General features: G+C 72.3%; 16 protein-coding genes. 6 read left to right on the top strand and 10 right to left on the bottom strand.

Going from position 1 to position 22,418, the window contains the following annotated elements:
* Window positions 1-28: 28 nt before the first annotated feature.
* Both ACIBTS_RS36495 and ACIBTS_RS36500 read right to left on the bottom strand, forming a co-directional pair.
* Window positions 29-3,445 carry an AfsR/SARP family transcriptional regulator gene (locus ACIBTS_RS36495; RefSeq protein ID WP_399324981.1) on the bottom strand — a complete coding sequence of 1,139 codons (3,417 nt, stop codon included), beginning with the start codon at window positions 3,443-3,445 and terminating at the stop codon, window positions 29-31.
* A 348-nt stretch (window positions 3,446-3,793) separates the two neighbouring features.
* Entirely contained in the window at window positions 3,794-4,300 is a 507-nt protein-coding gene (locus tag ACIBTS_RS36500) for a DinB family protein (protein ID WP_399324982.1), read from the bottom strand.
* A gap of 98 nt (window positions 4,301-4,398) precedes the next feature.
* Between ACIBTS_RS36500 and ACIBTS_RS36505 the strand changes: the two genes are divergently transcribed.
* Window positions 4,399-5,211, top strand: a complete 813-nt coding sequence (locus ACIBTS_RS36505) for a class I SAM-dependent methyltransferase (protein ID WP_399324984.1) — start codon at window positions 4,399-4,401, stop codon at window positions 5,209-5,211.
* 16 nt (window positions 5,212-5,227) lie between these two features.
* Here ACIBTS_RS36505 and ACIBTS_RS36510 read toward each other — a convergent pair whose 3' ends face one another.
* The 3 genes from ACIBTS_RS36510 to ACIBTS_RS36520 form a co-directional block, all read right to left on the bottom strand.
* On the bottom strand, window positions 5,228-6,301 hold the full coding sequence (locus ACIBTS_RS36510; RefSeq protein ID WP_399325027.1) for an ABC transporter ATP-binding protein: 1,074 nt from the start codon (window positions 6,299-6,301) through the stop codon (window positions 5,228-5,230).
* Window positions 6,302-6,488: 187 nt separating this feature from the next.
* Window positions 6,489-8,396: a translational GTPase TypA gene (typA, locus tag ACIBTS_RS36515; RefSeq protein ID WP_319676097.1), complete on the bottom strand. Its 1,908-nt coding sequence runs from the start codon at window positions 8,394-8,396 to the stop codon at window positions 6,489-6,491.
* Between the two features lie 162 nt (window positions 8,397-8,558).
* Window positions 8,559-10,841 (bottom strand): ABC transporter family substrate-binding protein, encoded by a 2,283-nt coding sequence (locus tag ACIBTS_RS36520; protein ID WP_399325028.1) that lies wholly within the window; start codon window positions 10,839-10,841, stop codon window positions 8,559-8,561.
* Between the two features lie 284 nt (window positions 10,842-11,125).
* Here ACIBTS_RS36520 and ACIBTS_RS36525 point away from each other — a divergent pair, with 284 nt between their 5' ends.
* Genes ACIBTS_RS36525 through ACIBTS_RS36540 form a run of 4 tightly spaced genes read left to right on the top strand, consistent with a single transcriptional unit; the run spans window position 11,126 to window position 15,007 of the window.
* Entirely contained in the window at window positions 11,126-11,416 is a 291-nt protein-coding gene (locus tag ACIBTS_RS36525; RefSeq protein ID WP_319342554.1) for a hypothetical protein, read from the top strand.
* Window positions 11,417-11,436: 20 nt separating this feature from the next.
* On the top strand, window positions 11,437-12,270 hold the full coding sequence (locus ACIBTS_RS36530) for a hypothetical protein (protein ID WP_399324985.1): 834 nt from the start codon (window positions 11,437-11,439) through the stop codon (window positions 12,268-12,270).
* A 32-nt stretch (window positions 12,271-12,302) separates the two neighbouring features.
* A complete protein-coding gene (locus tag ACIBTS_RS36535; protein WP_399324986.1) occupies window positions 12,303-14,240 on the top strand; it encodes a fumarate reductase/succinate dehydrogenase flavoprotein subunit in 1,938 nt (645 codons plus the stop codon).
* Entirely contained in the window at window positions 14,237-15,007 is a 771-nt protein-coding gene (locus tag ACIBTS_RS36540) for a succinate dehydrogenase/fumarate reductase iron-sulfur subunit (protein ID WP_319676094.1), read from the top strand. Before ACIBTS_RS36535 ends, ACIBTS_RS36540 begins: the two co-directional genes overlap by 4 nt.
* On the opposite strand, the gene ACIBTS_RS36545 is transcribed toward ACIBTS_RS36540, so the two are convergent.
* Complete coding sequence (locus ACIBTS_RS36545) at window positions 14,988-15,329, bottom strand: hypothetical protein (RefSeq protein WP_399324988.1); 342 nt, start codon at window positions 15,327-15,329, stop codon at window positions 14,988-14,990. The genes ACIBTS_RS36540 and ACIBTS_RS36545 overlap by 20 nt on opposite strands.
* Window positions 15,330-15,421: 92 nt before the next feature.
* A complete protein-coding gene (locus tag ACIBTS_RS36550; protein WP_399324989.1) occupies window positions 15,422-16,663 on the bottom strand; it encodes a hypothetical protein in 1,242 nt (413 codons plus the stop codon).
* A gap of 213 nt (window positions 16,664-16,876) precedes the next feature.
* Here ACIBTS_RS36550 and ACIBTS_RS36555 point away from each other — a divergent pair, with 213 nt between their 5' ends.
* On the top strand, window positions 16,877-18,385 hold the full coding sequence (locus tag ACIBTS_RS36555) for a hypothetical protein (RefSeq protein ID WP_399324990.1): 1,509 nt from the start codon (window positions 16,877-16,879) through the stop codon (window positions 18,383-18,385).
* 102 nt (window positions 18,386-18,487) lie between these two features.
* On the opposite strand, the gene ACIBTS_RS36560 is transcribed toward ACIBTS_RS36555, so the two are convergent.
* From ACIBTS_RS36560 to ACIBTS_RS36570, 3 genes are all read right to left on the bottom strand, one after another.
* On the bottom strand, window positions 18,488-21,136 hold the full coding sequence (locus ACIBTS_RS36560; RefSeq protein ID WP_399324991.1) for a SpoIIE family protein phosphatase: 2,649 nt from the start codon (window positions 21,134-21,136) through the stop codon (window positions 18,488-18,490).
* Between the two features lie 269 nt (window positions 21,137-21,405).
* Entirely contained in the window at window positions 21,406-21,834 is a 429-nt protein-coding gene (locus ACIBTS_RS36565; protein ID WP_399324992.1) for an ATP-binding protein, read from the bottom strand.
* A 155-nt stretch (window positions 21,835-21,989) separates the two neighbouring features.
* On the bottom strand, window positions 21,990-22,400 hold the full coding sequence (locus ACIBTS_RS36570; RefSeq protein ID WP_319342567.1) for an NUDIX domain-containing protein: 411 nt from the start codon (window positions 22,398-22,400) through the stop codon (window positions 21,990-21,992).
* Window positions 22,401-22,418 lie beyond the last annotated feature (18 nt).

A 22,418-nucleotide genomic window follows, 5' to 3' on the forward strand; every position in this document is an offset into this window, starting at 1 on the left:
CGAACGGAGATGAGAGTGGGGGAGGGTGTCAGCCGTCGAAGTGCTCGGTGAGGTAGAGAGTCAGCCGGGACTCCGCGTCCGGCGGAAGGTCACGGTGCCGATGCCGATGCGGAACTGGGGTGTCGGACGGCGGGTGGGTGGCCAGGGTTTGGTACAGGGTTTGTGCTGCTGTTCGGGCCTTGTGCGCCTGGCCGGGGGCGCCGTTGGCGGCGTGGGCGGCGGCCAGGGCGTCGGTGGCGCGGGCGTGCAGGAGGCGCTGGCCGGAGGTGCGGGCGAGGTCGACCGCACGGGTCGCGGCGGTGCGGGCGTCGGCCGGGGAGCCGGTGTCCAGGAGGGTCAGGGCGGCCGTGAGGTGGACGCGCGGGAGGGTGAGGGGGTTTCCGTCGGTGGCGAGGCCCTCGGCGCGCTCCAGGCAGTCCAGGGCCTCGGCGGGGCGGCCCTGGGCGCGCGCCAGGTCGGCGCGGGCCAGCAGCACCTCGACGAGGCCCGCGCGGTGACCGGTGCGCTCGGCGATCTCGAAGGCGGCGTCGAGGTGTTCGGCCGTCTCGTCGGCCTGGCCCGCGCGCAGTTTCACGGAGGCGATCCCGACCAGGCTGTCGACCTGGCAGTTGCGGTTCTCCACCCGGCGGGAGACGGCGAGGGCGTCCTCGAAGGCGAGCAGCGCGCGGTCGTCCTGGCCGGCGTCGGCGCGGACCCGGCCGAGCGCCTCCAGGGCGACCGCCTCGGTGTAGGTGGAGCCGGAGTCGCGGGAGACGAGGAAGCAGGTGCGCAGCGCCGCCGTCGCCTCGTCGAACCGGGCCTGCCGCTGCAGGATCTGGGCGAGGCTGACGAGCGCCATCGCACGGTTGTGGTGGGCGGTGTCGCCGATCAGGTCGAGGGCCGCGCACGCCGCCTCCTCGGCCGCGTCCAGGCGGCCCAGGGCGAGGTTCAGCGACGCCGTGTTGATCAGCATGATCTCTTCGTTCTTGACGTTGCCCAGGGTGCGGTAGAGCGCGAGGGCACGGTCGTAGCAGGGCAGCGCGCGGCGCAGTTCGCCCAGCAGCTTGAGGGTGACGCCCTTGCCCTGGAGGCTGCCGGCCTCGCCGTACGCCCAGCCGGCCCGGCGCGCCAGCACCTCCCCCTCCTCGTACTCCGCCAGGGCGCCCCGCAGGTCGCCGTTGCGCCAGCGGGCGCTGCCCAGGGACAGGCACATGGCGGCCTGGCCGACCTCGTCCCCGCCGCGCTGGGCCACCTCCCGGGCGAGGGTGGCCAGCCGCATCCAGTCGGACAGCGGACGACGGTGGTGGAACAGGTCCTGGAGGGCGTCCACCAGCCACCACACGTAGGGCGCGGGGCCGTGCTCGGCGGCGTGCCCGATCGCGGCGGCGATGTCGTCCCACTCCGCGTCGAACCAGGCGTACGCCTCCTCGGTGGTCGCGAACTCCCGTGGCAGGGAGCCCTCGACGGCGCCGGGCCGGGTGCGCATGACGTACAGGCCGGCCGTGGCGGCGGCGTTGACGACGCTCTGGAGGTAGTGGTCGAGGACGCGCGTGACGGACGCGGCCCGCTCCTCGGGGGCGTCCTCGGCGGCCGTGCGGTCGCGGGCGTACTCGTGCACGAGGTCGTGCCAGGCCGGGCGGCCGAGCTCGACGTCGCGCAGCAGGTGGACGCGCTGGGCCAGCCGCAGCAGGTCGGCCAGCCGCCGCTCGTCGAGCCCGGCACCGGCGGCGGCCGCCGTGACCGACCGGCCCGTGCCGGGCAGCGCGCCCAGACAGCGGAAGGCCCGGCGGGCTTCGTCCGGCAGCGCCCCGTACGACAGGTCGAGCGCGGCCCGTACGGCGACGGACTCCTCGCCCTCGACATGCAGCCGGGCCAGCCGGCCCCGGTCGGCGAGGTCGCGGACGTAAGCGCGGATACTGCCTGGCCGGTCGCCGATCCAGGAGCCGGCGACGCACAGGGCGAGCGGCAGCCGGTCGCAGAGCTCGACCAGCCGGGCCGCCGCCTCCGGGTCGGCTGCCACGGCCTCCGGGCCGACCGCGCCGCTGATCAGCTCCAGTGCGGCGGCGCTGTCGAGGACGTCGCAGGAGACCCGGTAGGCGCCGTCCAGGGTGACCAGGCCGCTGAGCTTGTCGCGGCTCGTCACCAGCGTCAGCGAGCCCGCCGAGGCGGGCAGCAACCGCCGTACGTACGACGCGTCGGCCACGTCGTCCAGGACGACCAGCACCCGGCGCTCCGCGAGCAGCGTCCGGTACAGCGCGGTCTGCGCCTCGGGGCCCAGCGGAATGTCACGCGGGGCGCAGCCCAGGCCCTGCAGCAGCAGCGGCAGGGCCTCCTCGGGGGTCATCGGCTCGGCGTTGTCGAAGCCCCGCATGTCGAGGAAGAGCTGGCCGTCGGGGAAGCGGTCGGCGACCCGGTGGGCCCAGTTCAGCGCGAGGGCGCTCTTGCCGACGCCCGCCGGCCCCACGATCAGGGCCAGCGGTTCGGCGGTGCGCAGACAGGAGTCGAGACGGTCGAGTTCCCGCTCGCGGCCGACGAAACGACGGGGCGTGGGCGGGAGTTGACGCGGCACCGGCCGCTCGGCCCCGACCCCGGCCTGCTGCGCCGCCCCAGCGGCGCCTGAGCCGCCCCGGCCGACGGCGCCACCCCCAAAGACACCCCTGCCGAGGACACGACTGCCGGAGACGCCGCTGCGGGCGGTACTACCGCCGCCCGAGACGCTGCCGCCGCGCAGCAGGCGCTGTTGCAGGTCCCTGAGGTCGGCCGAGGGCTCCATGCCCAGTTCGTCGACCATGCGCCGACGCAACGCCGTGAACAGCTCCAGGGCCTCGGCGCTGCGGCCGTCCAGGTGCAGGGCGCGCATCAGCAGCCCGTGCGGGCGTTCGCGCAGCGGGTGGGCGGCGGTCAGCCGGAGGAGTTCGGCGATGGCCTCCCGGTGCCGGCCGGTCTCGATCTCCGCCTCGGCCATGCCCTCGCGGGCCACGAGGTGCAGTTCGCCGAGGCGTTGCCGCTCGGCCTCGCGCACCGCGACCTCCGACAGGTCTGCCAGCGGCTCGTCCCGCCACAGCGCGAGGGCCTGTTCGCCGCAGCGCCGGGCTGTTCGCCACTCGCCGTCGGCCGCGGCCCGCGAGCCGTCCCGGATGAGGTTCTCGAAGGCCAGCAGGTCGAGCTCGTCCGGTCCCGCATGCATGACGTACCCGGGCCGCCTCGTGGTCAGCAGCTGCGTCCCCGCCGGACCGAGGGCACGCCGCACCTCCGCCACGAGGGCCCGTACGCGGGCCGCGCCGGCGCCGGGCGGGCGGTCGTCCCACAGACACTGAATCAGCCGGTCGACGGAGACGACGTGGTTGGCGTGCAGCAGGAGCACCGCGCACAGCGCACGTTGCCGGCCGGTGAGCACGACGGCCCGTCCGTCGATCTCGACGTCCAGGGGTCCGAGCAGGCGGAACCGGGGCCGTGGGGAGAGCATTCACAGAACGTAGTCCAGGGGCGACGGCCGGGCAACGCCGACCTTCGCCAACGGGAACGGACGGACCTTCGGTGGGCGGGATCCGGCCACCACCGGGCCCGGTCGAGGTGCGGCAAGGGGCGGCACCGGTACGAGGCGAAGCGGGGCGGACGCCGCGTGTCCCCCGTCGGCCGCCCGCCCCGCAACACCAGTCTCCGCGAGCCGCCTTTCCGCTCTCTTTCAGCGGTCTTTCATCCGTCTTTCATTGGGCTTTCGCCGCCTGAACCGGCCCAGGACGTGCCCGGGTCGCGCCCGGGACGTGCCCGGACTTGCCCGGATCTGCCCGGACTCGCCTGGGACGGGACGGGTCTAGACGCCGGTGCTGCCGTCGATCATCTCGCGCAGGATGTCGAGGTGGCCGTTGTGCCGGGCCGTCTCCTCGATCAGGTGCAGATGGATCCAGCGCAGGTCGACATGGCGGCCGTCGCGGGACGCCCGCCGCGCCTTGGTGTCCAGGTCGTGACCGGCGACCAGTTTGCGGTACCGCTCGGCCTGTTCGGCGTACTCGTCGAGGAGTTGGGCGAGCGGGAAGTCGACGGCGATGCGCATCTCGCGGTCGGGGTCCTCGTCGGTCCACGGTCCCTCGTCCTCCTCGCCGAGGAACACGACCTGGAACCAGTAGTACTCGACCCAGCGCAGATGGTTGACCAGGCCGCTCGGGGTCATCAGCGGCGAGCCGGGCAGGGGCGCCGTACGGGCGTCCGGGGCGGAGAGGTCCTCGCACTTGGCGCGGACGGTGTCGCGGGCGTAGTCGAGGAGGGTGGTGAGCTGGGTGCGTTCGTCCCACGCGGTGGGCATGTCGTCTGTTCTCGTCATCGCGCAGAGCATGTCCGGTCGCCTGTCCGCTTGTCGAGGCGAGCGGCGACGCGATGGATCTTGTCCTGTGTCGTACGCGGGTGTGGCAGACTGCCGCGGTGGTCGATCATTCGTTCGCGGACCTCGCACTCGCCGCGCTGTACGACAGCCTCAATCCATGGGGCCCGGACGACGACTTCTACCTGGGCCTGGTGAGCTCCGCCGACGCTGTGCTCGACGTCGGCTGCGGCACGGGCCGGCTCCTCGCGCGGGCCGTGGCGGACGGCCACCCGGGTCGCCTCACCGGCCTCGACCCGGCGGCCGCGATGCTCGTCCAGGCCCGGCGACAGGCGCCCGGCGTTCAGTGGCTGCTGGGCGACCTCCGCACCCACCGGTGGAACGGCGAGTTCGACCTCGTCGTGATGAAGGGCCACGCCTTCCAGGTGTTCCTGGGCGACGACGAACTGCGTACCGCGCTGGGGGCCGTACGGTCCGCCCTCGGCGCCGGCGAACGGTTCGTGTTCGAGACCCGCAACCCGACCGCGCGGGACTGGGAGACCTGGACCCCGGACCGGGTGCGCGAGGTCACCGACGCCGACGGCCGTGTCGTACGGGTCTGGCACGAGGTCGAGGACGAACCGTCCGGCGACCGGGTGACGTTCACGACGACCTTCGACTCGCCCGGCTCCCCCGGCTCCCCCGGCTCCCCCGGCTCCTCCGGCTCGCCAGGCTCCCCCGGTGCCTTGGGCCGCCGCGTCAGCCGCAGCACGCTCCGCTTCCTCACCGCCGAGGCCCTGGCCGGCTTCCTGACGGAGGCGGGACTGCGGGTGGTGGAGCAGTACGGGGACTGGGACCGGGGCCCGTTGACCCCGACCAGCCCGGAGATCATCACCGTGGCGACGCCTGCGTACCCCGGCCCGTCCGGCGCCTGAGGACGAACGAAGTCCTCTACCCCAACCGGGGCTTGATCTCGTCGACGAAGATGGTCCGCTTCTGTTCCGCCGTCAGATGGCAGGCCGAGGCGCGGTCCGGGGCCAGGAGGGGTCGCTCGGTGACGCAGCGGCCTGCGCCCACCCGGTCCCGGAAGGCGCAGCGGGGGTGGAAACGGCAGCCGGGCGGCGGGGTGAGCAGCGACGGCGGGGCGCCGGGGATGGGGGCGAGCGGGGCGTCCGGGTCCGCGCCCAGCCGGGGCATGGAGTTCAACAGGCCCCAGGTGTACGGGTGTTGCGGTGAGCGCAGCACCTGCTCGGTTGTCCCTCGTTCGACCGCGCTGCCCGCGTACATCACCATGATGTCGTCGGCCACGTCGGCGATGACGCCGAGGTCGTGCGTGATGAAGATGATCGCGGTGCCGGACTCCTCCTGGAGTTCCTTGAGCAGGTCGAGGATCTGCGCCTGGACGGTCACGTCGAGGGCCGTGGTCGGTTCGTCGGCGATCAGCAGGTCGGGGTCGCAGACCAGCGCCATCGCGATCATCGCGCGCTGGCGCATACCGCCGGAGAACTGGTGCGGGTAGTCCTTCGCCCGCTCCCGGGGGTGAGGGATGCCGACCTTGCCGAGCATCTCCACCGCGCGTTCCCAGGCGGCCTTCTTCGAGGCGCCCCGGTGCTTGCGGTACGGCTCGGCGATCTGCCGGCCCACGGTGGAGTACGGGGAGAGCGCGGTGAGCGGGTCCTGGAAGATCATCGCGACCTTGTCGCCGCGCAGCCGCTCCAGCTCCGACTCCCGGGCCGTGGTCAACTCCTGTCCCTCCAGCAGGATTTCGCCCTCGACAGCGGCGAACATCGGGTTGTGCAGTCCGAGGATGGTCAGGTTGGTGACGGACTTCCCGGATCCCGACTCGCCGACGATGCCGAGGGTGCGTCCGCGTTCGAGGTCGAAGGAGAGTCCGTCGACGGCCCGGACGACACCGTCCTCCGTGCTGAAGCTGACGGACAGGTCCCGCACCGAGAGGAACGCGTCCGCACCGGCCGGGACGGGCTGCCGGGAGTTTCCGGACTCCTCGTCTTCCCCGTACTCCATGGTGACAATGCTCACGCCAACCCCCTGACGACAGTCCCGGGAAAGGCCTAGCACAGCCGTACGCGCGAGTCGATGAAGCCGGGGCGATGAGGGCCGTTCGCGAAAAGCCCGGGTGCCCCCTCGCGGGGGCACCCGGGCTTTTCGCGTGCGGCGGCGGCCGCGGACTGCGCCCGCCTGCCTGCCTGGATCAGCCGTGCTTGGCGCGGCTCGCGGTCCGGGCGCGGTCGCGCTGGTCGAGGACGACCTTGCGGATGCGGACGGCCTCCGGGGTCACCTCGACGCACTCGTCGTCACGGCAGAACTCCAGCGACTGCTCCAGCGACAGCTTGCGCGGCGGGACGATCGCCTCGAACGAGTCGGCCGAGGAGGACCGCATGTTGGTGAGCTTCTTCTCCTTGGTGATGTTCACGTCCATGTCGTCGGAGCGCGAGTTCTCGCCGACGATCATGCCCTCGTACACCTCGGTGCCGGGGTCGGTGAACAGCACGCCGCGCTCCTGGAGGTTCGTCATCGCGAACGCGGTGACGGCGCCGGCGCGGTCGGCGACGAGCGAGCCGTTGTTACGGGTCGTCAGCGTGCCGAACCACGGCTCGTGGCCCTCGTGGATGGAGTGCGCGATGCCCGTGCCGCGCGTACCGGTCAGGAACTCGGTACGGAAGCCGATGAGACCGCGGGAGGGGACGACGAACTCCATGCGGACCCAGCCCGAGCCGTGGTTGGACATGTTGTCCATCCGGCCCTTGCGGACGCCCATGAGCTGCGTGACGGCGCCCATGTGCTCCTCGGGCACGTCGATCGTCATGCGCTCGACCGGCTCGTAGACCTTGCCGTCGACGTCCTTGGTGACGACCTGCGGCTTGCCGATGGTCAGCTCGAAGCCCTCGCGGCGCATCTGCTCGACCAGGATGGCCAGCGCCAGCTCACCGCGGCCCTGCACCTCCCAGGCGTCGGGGCGCTCGGTGTCCAGGACCCGGAGGCTGACGTTACCGACCAGCTCGCGGTCGAGGCGGTCCTTGACCTGACGGGCGGTGACCTTGCGGTCCTTGACCGCGGCCTTGTTGTCGGCGCCCTTGCCGGTGCCGCCACGGCCGACCAGCGGCGAGGTGTTGGTGCCGATGGTCATGGAGATCGCCGGCTCGTCGACCGTGATGAGCGGCAGCGCGATCGGGTTCTCGGGGTCGGCGAGGGTCTCGCCGATCATGATGTCCGCGATGCCGGCGACGGCGCAGATGTCACCCGGGCCGGCCTTCTCGGCGGGCTTGCGGGTGAGCGCCTCGGTCATCAGCAGCTCGGTGATGCGCACGTTGGACATCGTGCCGTCACGCTTGATCCAGGTGACGGACTGGCCCTTGCGCAGCTCGCCCTGCTCGACGCGCAGCAGCGCGATACGGCCGAGGAAGTTGTCGGCGTCCAGGTTGGTGACGTGCGCCTGGAGCGGAGCCTCCTCGTCGTACTGGGGGGCCGGGACGTGCGACAGGATCGTGGAGAAGAAGGGCTCCAGGTTGTCGCTGTCCTTGGGGACCGTGCCGTCCTCCGGCTTGGTCAGCGAGGCGACGCCGTCGCGCGCACACGCGTAGACGATCGGGAACTCGATCTGGTCCTCGTCGGCGTCGAGGTCGAGGAAGAGGTCGTAGGCCTCGTTGACGACCTCGTCGATGCGCGAGTCGGGCCGGTCCGTCTTGTTGATGCACAGGATGACGGGCAGGCGGGCCTGCAGCGCCTTGCGCAGCACGAAGCGGGTCTGCGGCAGGGGGCCCTCGGAGGCGTCCACCAGCAGCACGACGGCGTCGACCATCGACAGACCACGCTCGACCTCACCGCCGAAGTCGGCGTGACCGGGGGTGTCGATGATGTTGATCGTGACGACGTCCCCCCCGTCCTTGGGGTGGTACTTCACCGCCGTGTTCTTGGCGAGGATCGTGATGCCCTTCTCACGCTCCAGGTCGTTCGAGTCCATCATGCGGTCGTCGAGCGACTCGGCGGCGTGCGCGGCGAAGGCGCCGGCCTGCTTGAGCATGGCGTCGACCAGAGTCGTCTTGCCGTGGTCGACGTGGGCGACGATGGCTACGTTGCGAATGTCGTGGCGCGTGGCCATAAAGCGGCGTTCTCCCGGAGTGTGAGGGCGACCCTGCTGCGTACGTCTGTGTTACGCGGGCCCTGCCGGGCTTGACACGCCACGGCCTCACCCCATGGTACGTGGCCCGGCGGGGAAGGGCTTCCGCAGGGCCACACGGTTCATTCGACGATCACCTCGCGCTCACTTCTTCGAGAGGCTCGCGGAGGTCTTCGCCCCCTTCTTCAGGAAGCCCATGTCCTCGTAGACGGGGGTCTGGAAGCCGAAGGCGCCCGCGTTGACCACGTTCTTCCGGACGGCCGTGAGCTGGGGGCGCTGATAGAGAGGAATCGATCCGGCAGCCGCCCAGATACGGGAGTCGGCCTTGCGGATCAGGGACCGCTCCTCGTCCGCGTCCAGGGTCGCGAGAGCCTGGTCGAACAACTGATCGACCTGGTCGGTGCCGACCCGTGTGTAGTTCTGCTCCACGCTCAGCGAGCCGTCGGCGGCCGGCGCCGGCTTGGCGTAGATCGGCCGGGCGTCGGTGGCGGGGAAGGCGGACGCGGGCCAGGAGTACAGGGCGAGGTCGTACTGGCCGGAAGCAATGTGGTCCTTGAAGTAGCTCTCGTCCGAGACCTTGATGATCTCGGTCTGGATGCCGACCTTCGCCAGCATCCTCGTGATCCGTTCGGCGACCGTCGCCAGCGACTCCGATCCCGGCCCGGACGGCAGCACGAACCGCAGGCTGAGGGCCTTGCCGTTCTTGGCCAGCGCCTTCCCCACGGCCGCGGCCGGCGCGGCGGTAGCCTCCGGCGCGGCGGTGCCCTTCGGGGCCGGGGTGCCCTTCGGGGCGTACGCGCCGGGGACCGCACCCTGGTGCGGCTGCTTGTACTGCTTGCCGTCCTGGGCGAGCTGCCGCCCGTCATCCTCGTCCTTGAGGGCGTGCCGCTTCTCCTCGCGGCCGGTCTCGGCCGGCGGCTTGTTGTCCTCGCCGACGATGTACGTGCCGTCGTCACCGCCCGGGGAGTCGCCGTCGGCCTTCTTCTTCGCGCCGGCCGCCTTCGCACCGGCCGCCTTCTCGCCGGCCGCCTTCTCGCCCTTCGCGCCGGCCGCCTTCTCGCCCTTCGGCTGCTCCTTGACCGGGCCGCCGAGCACCCAGCCGGCGTCCGCGAGCAGCGCCTGCGCCTCGGAGGTGTCCTGCCCGCCCAGCGCCCCGCTGTTGTCGGCGTACGCCTCCTGCCCGGCCAGGGCCAGGTGGCTGCCGACGGGCTCCGCGGGCAGGCCCAGCGGCTTCAGCACGAGCTTGGCCAGTTCCTTGCGGTTCAGCGCGCGGGCGACGGCCCGCCGCACCCGCTCGTCCGCCAGCGGCCCGTCCGCGCCGTTCAGCGCCAGCTGCGTGTACGCCGGCTCCAGCGATCGGCGCACCTCGAAGTCGCGCAGCGCCTTCTGCTGCCGCTCCCACTGCGCGATCGCCCTGGTCAGCTCGGTGGGGGCGCCGGCCTCGCCCTCGGCCAGCTCCTCGTCCAAGCCGTGGGCCAGGGCCCAGGAGCGCAGCGCCTTCGCGGCGGTGCGCCCGCCGCCGGGACCGGCGAGCGGTCCGGCCGTGCCGTTCGCGGCGCCCTCGACGCGCTGCGCGCCTGCCGCGTCGATCTCGGCCAGATCGAGCTTCCCGGCGGCCAGCTCGGACGCCCGCTCGTTCCTGGGGACGGCCGTCAGCACGATCTCGGAGAGCTTGGCCGGGTGCCCCCACCAGCGGGGGTTGCGGGTGAGGCGCACCTGGGCCGCCTTGCGGTCGATCTTGTTCACGAGGAACGGCCCCGCGGTCACCTTCAGCTTGCCGCGCGCCCCGTCGTTGAAGGCGTCGGGCGTGCCCATGACGTCCTTCGGGTACAGCGGCGAGAACAGCGACCGCCAGTCGGCGTAGGGGCGCTTGAAGGTGACCCGGACCTCCAGGTCGTTGGCGCCGCGCTCGATCTTCTCGATGCGGTCGTAGCCGGCGTTGCGGGCGGTCCAGTAGGCGCTGTCCTTGCCGGACAGGGCACGCCACTGGGCGGCGAAGTCGGCGGCGCCGATCTCCCGGCCGTCGCTCCAGACGGCCTGCTGGTTCAGCCGGTACAGCACGACCTGCTTGGGCTCGGTGTCGACGACCTTCGCGGACTCCAGGTAGTCGGCGTCGCGCCGCGGCCGTCCGTTCACGTCCAGCCGGTACATCGCGGGCAGCACGGCCTGGGCGACCCGGGTGGTGGTGGCGTCGGCGTCCGACTGGAAGGCGTTGAGGGTCTCCGGCACCGTGTCCACCGCCCAGCGCAGCGTGCCGCCCTCGGCGACCCGGGCGCGGGCGGCCGGGGCGATGTCCTGGCGGGCCAGGGGCTTGCCGGCCTCGTCGGCGGAGCCGCAGCCGGCCAGCAGGGGCACCGCGAGCGCACCCGCGGTGAGGAAGACGACCGAGCGCCGAACCGCGCGCGGGCCGACGCCGTCGTGGGAGATCGACATCTCTGGTACCTCCGGGGAGCCGCTGCCGGTGCGTTCTGATCACATTTGGCGGTATTTTGGAGTTGATCAGATCTACGGCTCACTGAAGAGGAAAGGGTTCGCCTGCCGGAAGCGACACGGCGGCGGGGCGCTCCAAGGTCACTCGTGCGGAGCAACACACCCCTTCCGCATCCGCCAATCGCTGCACACGCCTTCACATCGACCGGTGTGACGCGCAACACTCGCAGGCGCATGAACGTTGCCGTCCCGGGCTGCGGCCCACGGAAGCGAGGTACGTCATGTCCGTGCACGACGACCTGACATCGGTCCAGCGCTGTCTCGACGACCTCTCCCGGTCCGTCGGCCGCCTGGAGCAGCAGCTGGGCAGCGGTGGTCTGGAGATGCGCCGCGTGCGCACCGACGCCGACCATCTGCGGGAGAGTCTCGCGCTGCTGCGCGAGGCGGCCGCCCAGCCGGCCGCGGCGCGCAAGCCCGAGCTCGTCACCATCCCCGACACCCCGTACGACGACTCCCTGTGGATCGACACCGACGACGAGGGACTCGGCGCCCGGGACCGACACGCACCCTGACCCGACCGGAGAGTCCTGAGTTGGCCACTGGTACGGAACCTCCACCCACCGACCCCCATCCCCCGAGCGGCGTACGCGGCGCCGGCCGCGCCGCGATCGCCGCGCCCCATCTGCGGACCGACCGCTGGTGGCTGGCCCCCGCCGCCACCGCCGCCGGTCTGCTGGCGTTCATCGCCTACTCCACCTGGCGGGCCTTCGCGAACGCGGACTACTACGCGGCGCCGTACGTCTCGCCGTTCTACTCCCCGTGCCTGGCGGAGAACTGCCGGCCCATGCACGCGGGCCCCAACGCGGACGTCTTCGGCGGCTGGTGGGGCGTCTCCCCCGCGATCATCATCCTGATCTTCCCGCTCGGCTTCCGGCTGACCTGCTACTACTACCGCAAGGCCTACTACCGGGGCTTCTGGGCGTCCCCGCCGGCCTGCGCGGTGGCCGAGCCGCACAAGAAGTACACCGGTGAGACCCGCTTCCCGCTGATCCTGCAGAACATCCACCGGTACTTCTTCTACGCGGCGATCGTCGTGGCCGGGATCCTGACGTACGACACCGTGCTCTCCTTCCGCGACGAGCACTACGCGTGGGGCCACATGGGCCTGGGCACCCTGGTCTTCCTGCTCAACATCACGCTGATCTGGGCGTACACGATCTCCTGCCACTCCTGCCGGCACATCGTCGGCGGCAAGCTGAAGCACTTCTCCAAACACCCGGTGCGCTATAGGGCGTGGCAGTTCGTCGGCAGACTCAACGCCCGCCACATGCTGCTGGCCTGGGCGTCGCTGGTGAGCGTGGCGCTCGCCGACTTCTACGTGTATCTCGTCGCGTCCGGTGTCTTCGACGATCCGAGGTTTTTCTAGATGCTGCCGAACCTGATGAGTGGGGCCTGCTGATGTCCGTGGTCGACCGCCAGGAGTGGGACGTCGTCGTGGTCGGGGCGGGAGGCGCCGGGCTGCGGGCCGCCATCGAGGCCCGCGAGCGCGGCGCCCGCACCGCCGTCATCTGCAAGTCGCTGTTCGGCAAGGCGCACACGGTGATGGCCGAGGGCGGCATCGCGGCGGCGATGGCCAACGCCAACGAGCACGACAACTGGCAGGTCCACTTCCGCGACACCCTGCGCGGCGGGAAGTTCCTCAACCAGTGGCGGATGGCCGAGCTGCACGCCCAGGAGGCCCCGGACCGGGTGTGGGAGCTGGAGACCTGGGGCGCCCTGTTCGACCGCACCAAGGACGGCCGGATCTCGCAGCGCAACTTCGGCGGCCACGAGTACCCACGCCTCGCGCACGTCGGCGACCGTACGGGCCTGGAGCTGATCCGCACCCTCCAGCAGAAGATCGTCTCCCTCCAGCAGGAGGACTTCAAGGAGACCGGCGACTACGAGTCCCGGCTGAAGGTCTTCCAGGAGTGCACGGTCACCCGGGTCCTGAAAGACGGATCGAGGGTCAGCGGCGTCTTCGCCTACGAGCGCGAGAGCGGCCGTTTCTTCGTCCTGCAGGCGCCCTCCGTGGTGATCGCGACCGGCGGCATCGGCAAGTCCTTCAAGGTGACGTCGAACTCGTGGGAGTACACCGGCGACGGCCACGCGCTGGCCCTGCTGGCCGGCGCCCCGCTGCTCAACATGGAGTTCGTGCAGTTCCACCCGACGGGCATGGTCTGGCCGCCGTCGGTGAAGGGCATCCTCGTCACGGAGTCCGTCCGCGGGGACGGCGGGGTGCTGCGCAACTCCGAGGGCAAGCGGTTCATGTTCGACTACGTCCCCGACGTCTTCAAGGAGAAGTACGCGGAGTCGGAGGAGGAGGGCGACCGCTGGTACGAGGACCCGGACCACAACCGGCGACCGCCGGAGCTCCTCCCGCGTGACGAGGTGGCCCGCGCGATCAACTCGGAGGTGAAGGCGGGCCGCGGCTCCCCGCACGGCGGAGTCTTCCTCGACGTGTCCACGCGCATGCCGGCCGAGGTCATCCGCCGCCGGCTCCCGTCCATGTACCACCAGTTCAAGGAGCTGGCGGACGTCGACATCACCGCGGAGGCCATGGAGGTCGGGCCGACCTGTCACTACGTGATGGGCGGCATCGCGGTCGACTCCGAGACGGCCGCCGCGCGCGGCGTGCCGGGCCTGTTCGCGGCCGGTGAGGTGGCCGGCGGCATGCACGGCTCCAACCGGCTCGGCGGCAACTCGCTCTCCGACCTGCTGGTGTTCGGCCGCCGGGCGGGCCTGCACGCCGCGCAGTACACGGCGGCCCTCGGCGCGGGACGCCCGGCGGTGGCCGACGCACAGGTCGACGCTGCGGCCGCGGAGGCGCTGCGGCCGTTCTCCGCGGAGGGCCCCGCCGCCCCCGACGGCGGCCCGCCCGAGAACCCGTACACCCTCCATCAGGAACTCCAGCAGACCATGAACGACCTGGTCGGCATCATCCGCCGCGAGGGCGAGATGGAGCAGGCCCTTCAGAAGCTGGCCGAGTTGCGCGTACGGGCGCGGCGGGCCGGAGTCGAGGGGCACCGGCAGTTCAACCCGGGCTGGCACCTGGCGCTGGACCTGCGCAACATGCTGCTGGTCAGCGAGTGCGTGGCCCGGGCGGCCCTGGAGCGCACGGAGTCGCGCGGCGGCCACACCCGCGAGGACCACCCGACGATGGACCGCAGGTGGCGCAACGTCAACCTGCTGTGCGCACTGGCGGACCTCTTCGGCGATGCGGAGTCGACGGACCCCGTCCAGGGCCGGATCACCCTCACCCGCGAGACCACCGAGCCCATCCGCCCCGACCTGCTCGCCCTCTTCGAGAAGGAGGAGCTGGTCAAGTACCTCACCGAAGAGGAGCTGTACGAATGAGCAGCTACGACGCCCACTTCAAGGTGTGGCGGGGTGATGTGCGCGGCGGCGGCCTGGACGACTTCAAGGTCGAGGTGAACGACGGGGAGGTGGTCCTGGACATCATCCACCGTCTCCAGGCCACCCAGGCGCCCGATCTCGCCGTCCGCTGGAACTGCAAGGCGGGCAAGTGCGGGTCGTGCTCGGCGGAGATCAACGGTCGGCCCCGGCTGATGTGCATGACCCGTATGTCGGTCTTCGACCGCGCGGAGACCATCACCGTCACCCCGCTGCGCGCCTTCCCGGTGATCCGCGACCTCGTCACGGACGTCGGGTTCAACTACCAGAAGGCGCGGGAGGTGCCGGCGTTCGTGCCGCCCGAGGGGGTCGGGCCCGGCGAGTACCGGATGTTCCAGGAGGACGTGGACCGTCCGCAGGAGTTCCGCAAGTGCATCGAGTGCTTCCTGTGCCAGGACACCTGCCATGTGGTCCGCGACCACGAGGAGAACAAGACGGCGTTCGCGGGTCCCCGCTTCCTCATGCGGGTCGCCGAGCTGGACATGCACCCGCTGGACGCGGCCGAGGAGTCCGGCGTCGACCGCAAGCGCACGGCCCAGGACGAACACGGCCTCGGCTACTGCAACATCACCAAGTGCTGCACGGAGGTCTGCCCCGAAGGCATCAAGATCACGGACAACGCGCTGATCCCCCTGAAGGAACGCGCGGTCGACCGTAAGTACGACCCGCTGGTGTGGCTGGGGTCGAAGATCAGGAGGCGGCCTTCGTAGACGTCGGGGGCGGCAGGGGCGTGCGGCCGGGACGCCGGGCGCGGATCTGGATCAGCAACCCCACCATGAACACGACCCAGCCTGCCCACGCGACATAGGCCGACACGCCGTGCGGGGGACCGGACAGCGGACCCACGAACATCCACACCGTTGCTCCGGTCGCGGCGATCAGCGATCCCCAGCCCCACAGCCGCGGCCTGAGGACCCTCGACCTGCCCCACGGCGCGACCCAGCCGGTCGTGACACCCGCCACACCGCCCGCGGCCAGAACCGTGACGGCGAGTGCGGCCACCCCCACCAGAATCCAGTGCATGGCGCTCATGATCGCAGGCCCTCCACCGCCCGCGAGAACCTTTGACCCGACGATGGCCCGGCCGAGGCCCGGACTTGGGAAAGCGCCGCTCGGCGCCGCGCCTACCGGACCCATCCCTCCTCGTACGACGTCCAGTCGGTCTCCGACGCCGCGAAGTCGACGTACGCCGCGACGCCGAAGTTCGCGCGGTCGGCGTCGGTGCGGGACAGGCCCAGGCGGACGCCCCGGACGGCGGCGGCCACGGTCTCCGCGTGCGCCCAGTGGCCGAAACGGTTCTCCCGGTAGAAGGGCAGACCCATCAGGAGGTCGGTGGAGTCCGGGGTGACCTCCAGGGCGAGGGAGGTCTGCTGGGCGACGTAGCCGCCGTAGGTGCTCTGCAGCGGCTGCATGGTGTCGTACGACATCACGGCGATCTGGTCGACGCGGCGGGCGACCTGGCCGAAGAACCGCTGCGACCACCACTTGGGGTGGCCGGTGGTCGCGCCCCAGAAGGAGTGGAAGCCGGGCACCGGGTCGATCTGGTGGGCGGCGACGGAGAGTTGGGCGTTCGCGGCGCGGGTCACGGCGCGCAGGGAGTCGAGGAGGGTGAGGTAGTCGGCGTCGTCGGAGTGGAGGGGTTCGAGATCGAAGTGGGCGCCCTGGAAGCCGGCGGCGAGGATCTCGCGGGTCGACCGGACGACGGCGGCGCGGGTCTCGGCCCGCTCCAGCCGCATGCCGTCCGGGCTCTCACTGGCGAGCACGTCGCCGAGCCAGGCCTGGACGCGGAGCCCCGGCGCCTCCCGGTGCACGGCGGCTATGAACCACCGCGCGTTGGCGTACGCGGACGCGGGGAGCGTGCCGTTGTGCTCCAGGGGGCCGGCGTGGACGTACAGGTCGCGCATCCCGGTGTCCCGCAGCCGGCCGGCCAGCGCCTTGACGTCGGCGTCGGTCTTCCGCCCGTCGACCCAGGCGTGTCCCAGCCAGATGGCGTCCTTGCCGCGGGTGCGGGTGCCGTCGGCCGGGTCGCCCATGTAGTTCACCCGGAGAGCCGCCTCGGCGACGAGAACCGGGCCGAGCAGGACCAGTGCGACGACGAGCGCGACGCGGCGCAGCCGCCGCCCACGCCGCCCGCGCCGACCTCCTGCCTCGGCTTCGCCGTCACCGGGCGGCCCCGCCGAGACGCCCGCGCCGTCGGCGGGGGTGGTTGCCTGCTGCGACTCCTGCGGTTCTTCCCGCTCCTCGTGTTCTTCCCGCTGCTCCTCCGTTGCCTCCGCCACGTCGGTCCCCGCCGGCGCCTCCGCCGCGGGTTCCTCACCCGTCTCCGCGTTCCCGTCCGGCCCCGTCCGCCCCGGTGATCGTTTCATCGCCGGTCCCCCTCCGTGTCGTTCTGCCCCACGGCCCCCGCCTCGGGTGCATCCCGGTCGCGTGGCCGTATTCGCGGCCATACGCTCCCAAATGTGACCTCTTCCTCCTCGCTTCGAGGCCGAACGCGGCCCGCCGGGTCGCACATATCCGTGCGGGTGGCCCATGCCGTGCTGGGTGGCGCGCTTGGGGTCGTGTGGCTGGTGTTGCCGGGGATGACGTCCGGTGACGACGCTCCGGTTGCGATCAAGGAGCCGGTGCCCGCCGCGAGCGCCGTCGCGGCCGACGAGGACGAGACGTCCACCGTCGATCTGGTGCTCCCGCTCGTCGCGGTCGGCGCGGTGGGCGTGGTCGCCGGATACGGGTACGTGCGCCGGGTCCGTCGCGCCCGGGAGCGGACCACGCCCGGCAGGGCCGGCAGCCCGCCGCCGAAGGCGTCGCCGCCGCTCACCGCCCGCGACGAGCAGTCCCGCGGGGCGCTGGTCGAGGCCGACAACCGGCTCCGCGCGGCGCGCACCGAACTCGGCTTCGCCGAGACGCTGTTCGGGGCGGAGGCCGTCGTGGGCTTCCGCAGGGCCGTCCGCGAGGCGGAGTCCGAACTCGCCGCGGCGTTCCGGATGCGGCAGCGGTACGACGAGGGGGTGCCGGCGGAGGAGGCGGCCCGGGGGCACGCGCTCGCCGGGATCATCGGGCGGTGCGAGGAGGCCGGACGGCGGCTGGACGCCGTGGCCGACGCGTTCAGTGAGCTGCGGGGGCTGGAACGAGGGACGGATGAGGCGCTGGGGACGCCGGGGGCGTCGGAGGCGTGGGGCGCGTCAGGGGTGTTGGGGGCGTTGGGGGTCGCCGAAGGCAGGTTCCGGGAGCTGACGGGGCGTGCGGGGGTCGCTGAAGCCGTCCTCGCCGGGCTACGGGCCCGGTACGCGCCGACCGCGACCGCCTCCGTCACCGGCAACGTCGAACAGGCCAAGGACCGGCTGGTGTTCGCCACGGTCCGGCTCAACCAGGCCCGCCAGGCGGCCGATTCGGGCCGGCCGGAGCCGGCGGCGCGGCATCTGCGTGCCGCCGAGGGCGCCGTCGACCAGGCGGCCGTCTTCGTCGAGGGCGTCGACCGGCTGGCCACGGAGCTACGGTCGGCCGAGCAGACGATCCCGGCCGCGCTCACGGGCGCGGAGGCCGAACTGTCCTGGGTTCGGGCCGGAGAAACCGCCCACGGCCCCGCCGGCACACCGCCGGGCGAGCTGCACGCCCGGCTGGCGCATGCCGACGCCGTGCTGGACTCCGTACGGCAGGAGGTGACGGGAGGGCAGCCCTACGATCCGCTCGGCGTGCTGCGCCGGATCGTGCGGGCGACCGCGCCGGTGGCCTCCGGGCGGGCCGGGGTGCTGCCGGCCGCCGCGCTGATCACCGCCCGCACCGCCACCGCCGCCGCGGCCGACTTCGTGGCGACGCACCGCGGCGCGGTCGGCGCTACCGCCCGCACCCGCCTCGCCGAGGCGCAACGCCTCCTCGCGACAGGGGACCCCGCGGACCGCCCACCCGCCGACGCCCTCGCCCTGACGGCCCGCGAACTGGCCGAACTCGACGTGAGAACGCACGGCACCCCCTACCCGTCCGCAACGGCAGGCACCGGCGGCGCCGTCATCGGCGGCATAGTCCCACCCGACAACCCCGAGACCGGCACCCCCACAGGCTTCACCACCCCAACCGCCCCCACCCCCGGATAGGCCCCACACCGGCACAGCCACACACAAGCCGGCCGGGTTCGTCGGTTGCAGCCCGCGCGTGGTCGTCGTCGGCCGTAGCCCGGGCGTGGTCGTGGTCGTGGGTCAGAACAGGCTCAACAGGGCCTCTGCCGGGTCCGTCAGGCCTGTTTCGCCGTCGGGTAGGGGGAGTTCGAACCACACCGTCTTGCCGCGTGGGGTGCGGCGCGAGCCCCAGGCCGCCGAGAGGAGGCCCACGAGCTGGAGGCCCCGGCCGCCCTCGTCGGTGTCCCGGGCGCGGCGGCGGCGCGGCTGGACGAGGCCCGAGTCCCAGACCTCGCAGACCAGGGTGCGGTCCAGCAGCAGCCGGAGCCTGATCTCGCCCTCGCCGTACCGCAGCGCGTTCGTGACCAGCTCGCTGACCAGCAGTTCCGTCGTGTCGACGAGGGGTTCGAGGTCCCAGGAGAGCAGCTGGCCGCGCGCGTACTCGCGAGCCCGGCCCACGCTGCGCGGCTCGCGCGGCAGCGTCCAGTCGCCGACCGAGTCGGCGGGCAGGCCCTGGACCCGTGCCATGAGCAGCGCGATGTCGTCCTCGCCGTGGTGCGAGTCGAGGGTGTTGAGGACGTGGTCGCAGACGTCCTCCAGCGGACTGACCGGGTCCGTCAGCGCCCCGACGAACGCGTTGAGGCCCTCGTCCAGCGGATGGTCGCGCGATTCGACGAGTCCATCCGTGTAGAGCGCCAGCAGCGCGCCTTCGGGGAGTTCGACCTCCACCTCCTCGAAGGGCTCGCCCCCGACGCCGAGCGGCATGCCCGGCGGCACGTCCAGCATCAGCGCCGGCTCACCGGGTTCGACCAGGACCGGGGGCAGATGGCCCGCGTTGGCGAAGGTGCAGCGGCGGGTCACGGAGTCGTAGACCGCGTACACGCATGTCGCGAGGTACACCTCGGACAGGTCGGCCTCGCGGGGGCGGCGGGCGGCCCGGGTGGCCTGCTGGACGCCGCCCGGCGTGCCGAGGCCGCGCGCGATCTCGTCCAGCGCGGAGAGGACTTCGGCCGGTTCGAGGTCGAGCAGGGCCAAGGTGCGCACGGCCGTACGGAGTTCGCCCATGGCGACCGCGGCGCGCAGCCCGCGCCCCATGACGTCGCCGACCACCAACGCGGTGCGGTGTCCGGGCAGTTCGATGACGTCGAACCAGTCGCCACCGACCTCGCTGGGCCGACCGGTGGAGGCGTTGCCGGGGAGGTAGCGGCAGGCGATGTCGAGGCCCGAGGCGACCGGGTCGCCGGGCGGCAGCAGCGACCGCTGCAGTATCAACGCCCGCTCGTGCTCGCGCCGGTAGAGCCGCGCGTTGTCGATGCAGACCGCGGCCCGCGCCGCCAGCTCCACGGCGAGATCCCGGTCGCGGTCCCCGAACGGCTCGCTGCCCTTGGTCCGTGAGAACTTCGCCAGGCCGACAACGGTGTCGTGGGCGACCATCGGCACGGCGAGGGTGGACTGCACCAGGCCGCCCTCCTCGCCGGGGATGGCCTGCGGGCGTGCGGTGCGCAGGGCGTCCGCGCAGGGCGAGTTGAACGGGAAGTGGTGGACGGCGCCGACGGCGACGGGCGCGCCGGTGCCGACGAAGGGGACGTCGGAGACGGCGGAGGAGTAGGCGACCCTGCGCAGTTCGGCGCTGCCGTCGGCGAGGCCGGGCGGCGTCTCGTCGCCGGCCAGGAGACCCTGGTAGAGGTCGACGGTGGCGAGGTCGCAGAAACCGGGCACGACGACGTCGAGGAGTTCGCGCGCGGTCGTCTCCAGGTCGAGGGAGTTCCCTATGCGGGCGCCCGCCTCGTTCAGAAGGGCGAGATTGCGCCGTGCGGCGGCGGCCTCGCGGGCGGCGGCGCGGCGGGCGGTGTTGTCGGTGCCGAGCCAGGCGATGCCGATGGGGCGGCCGGAACCACTGTGCACGCGGTAGAGGTTGATCGACCAGTGCCGGCGCTCGTCGGAGCCCGGGACGAAGCCGGTGATGTGCATGTCCGTGATGGAGTCGCCGGTCTCCAGGACCCGGCGCAGGGTGGCGCTGACCCGGTCGGCCTCGGGCCGGGGCAGATAGTCGTGCACGCCCTTGCCGTGGTGGTCGTCGGGACTGCCGCCGAAGATGGAGGCGAACCGCTCGTTGGCGCGGCGGACCCGCAGCTCGGTGTCGATCAGCAGGAAACCGAACGGGGATTGGCCGAAAATCGACTGCGAGGCGGCGAGGTCGGTCTCGATGCTGCGGAGCGTGCGGACGTCGACGACGATGCACACGGCGGCCCTCTCGCCGTCCAGGCTGCGCGTCGGCATGACGTACACCTCGGCGAGGCCCCGCTCGCCGCGCCCGCCGCCGGGCACCGGGTCGGGCATCCGGAAGGGGACCACGCCGGTCCACTCGCGCCCGTCGAGGATCTCGGCCATCTTGCGCTGGCCGCGCTCGCGCAGGTCCGGGTCGACGAACGCCTCGATGGGGTCCATGCCGACGGCTCTGTCGGCGGGGATGCCGAAGATCTGCTCGGCGCGCAGACTCCACTGGTCGACGAGTCCGTCGGGGCCGATGGAGAACGAGGCGACCTTGATGTAGTCGTAGATCGAGCCGGGCGGACTGCTCTGCCACATGGCGTCACCCGGCGTCGCCGCCTCGCCCGACCCGTCGGCGAAGTCGCGCGCGGCGTCGGCGGCGAGCGCACTCGCGGCCCTCACCCTCGCGCCGCCCGACGGGTCCTCGGACTCCGTGGCCTTCGCTGGTATCTCGCTCACGCGAACCGTCCCCTCCAGCTCACCGCGTCCGGCACCGGTCACCGGCAGCGGCTGCCCGCAGTATCCAGCACTACGGGTCCGCACGACACGGTGTTCACGATCACAGCACGGTCCAGGCTTTTTTCGGACCGTGCCGCGTCAACACTTCCAGTCTTCTAACCAGCGGGCACGCCGTCGAACCACACCTTCCGGGACCGGTCTCGACCGGAGCCGGAGGGGGGACACGGCCACCCCGGCTGTACACCGGCTCATCCCCGCGAGACGGCGCGTCAACCCGGTACCGCGAGCTCGAACCAGACGGTTTTCCCGGCGTCCCCGGGACGGGTGCCCCACCGGCGCGAGGAGGAGGCGACGAGTTGCAGTCCGCGCCCGCTCTCGTCGTCGAGCCGGGCGACGCGCTCGCGGGGCGGGTCCGGCAGCGGGTCGGAGACCTCGACCAGCAGCACGCCCTCCAGGCCCGCGGGGCGCACCAGGCGGAGGCCGATGGGCCCGGTGGCATGCCGCAGGGCGTTGGTGACCAGCTCGCTGACCAGCAGGGCCGCGAGGTCGCCCAGGCTGTCGAGGCCCCAGTCGTGCAACTGGCTCCGGACGGCGCCGCGGGCGGTGCGCACCGCACCGGGGTCCGCGGAGAACGTCCATTCGGCGCGGTCGCCTTCGGTGTCGATCACGCCGATCACTTCCCAGGCCAGCGAGTACACCCATGTCCGGTTTCGTGGGTTTAATGGGCACATACCCGATATCTGCGAGGCGGTACCGCACACCACGGCGCACTGTGGCACAAACGGCGTACGAGCCACCCCGCTCCACGATCAACGCGCCCCCGCGCCTTCCAAAGAGGCGGAGCAGCCTCGGATCAGCGGGCTCGGGTGTTGAGTCTGGCGAGGGTTTCGCGTACTGCGGGTACGTCCTGGTCGAGCCAGTCGACGTGCCAGATCTCGTCCGGGGTGAGCCAGCGCAGGGCGTCGTGGTCCTGAAGGGGACGGGGGGCCGCGGAGCCGGGGCGCAGGCAGGCGGTCCACACCTGAAGGACGTAGGGAGGTCTCAGGGGCCACTCCCCCGGGACGCGCTCGACGGTCTCGGCGTCGACGCCGAGTTCCTCGCGCAGTTCGCGCACCAGGGCCGCTTCGGGCGCCTCGCCCTCCTCGACCTTGCCGCCGGGCAGCTCCCAGCGCCCGGCGAGTTCCTCGGGCGCGCTGCGGCGCGCGGCGAGCAGGCGGCCGCCGTCGAGCAGGGCGGCTCCCACCACCACGATCCGTTCCGTCATGCGGCGGAGCCTACGGGA

It is taken from the genome of Streptomyces sp. NPDC050121 (assembly GCF_044460385.1).
Classification (GTDB): domain Bacteria; phylum Actinomycetota; class Actinomycetes; order Streptomycetales; family Streptomycetaceae; genus Streptomyces; species Streptomyces soliscabiei.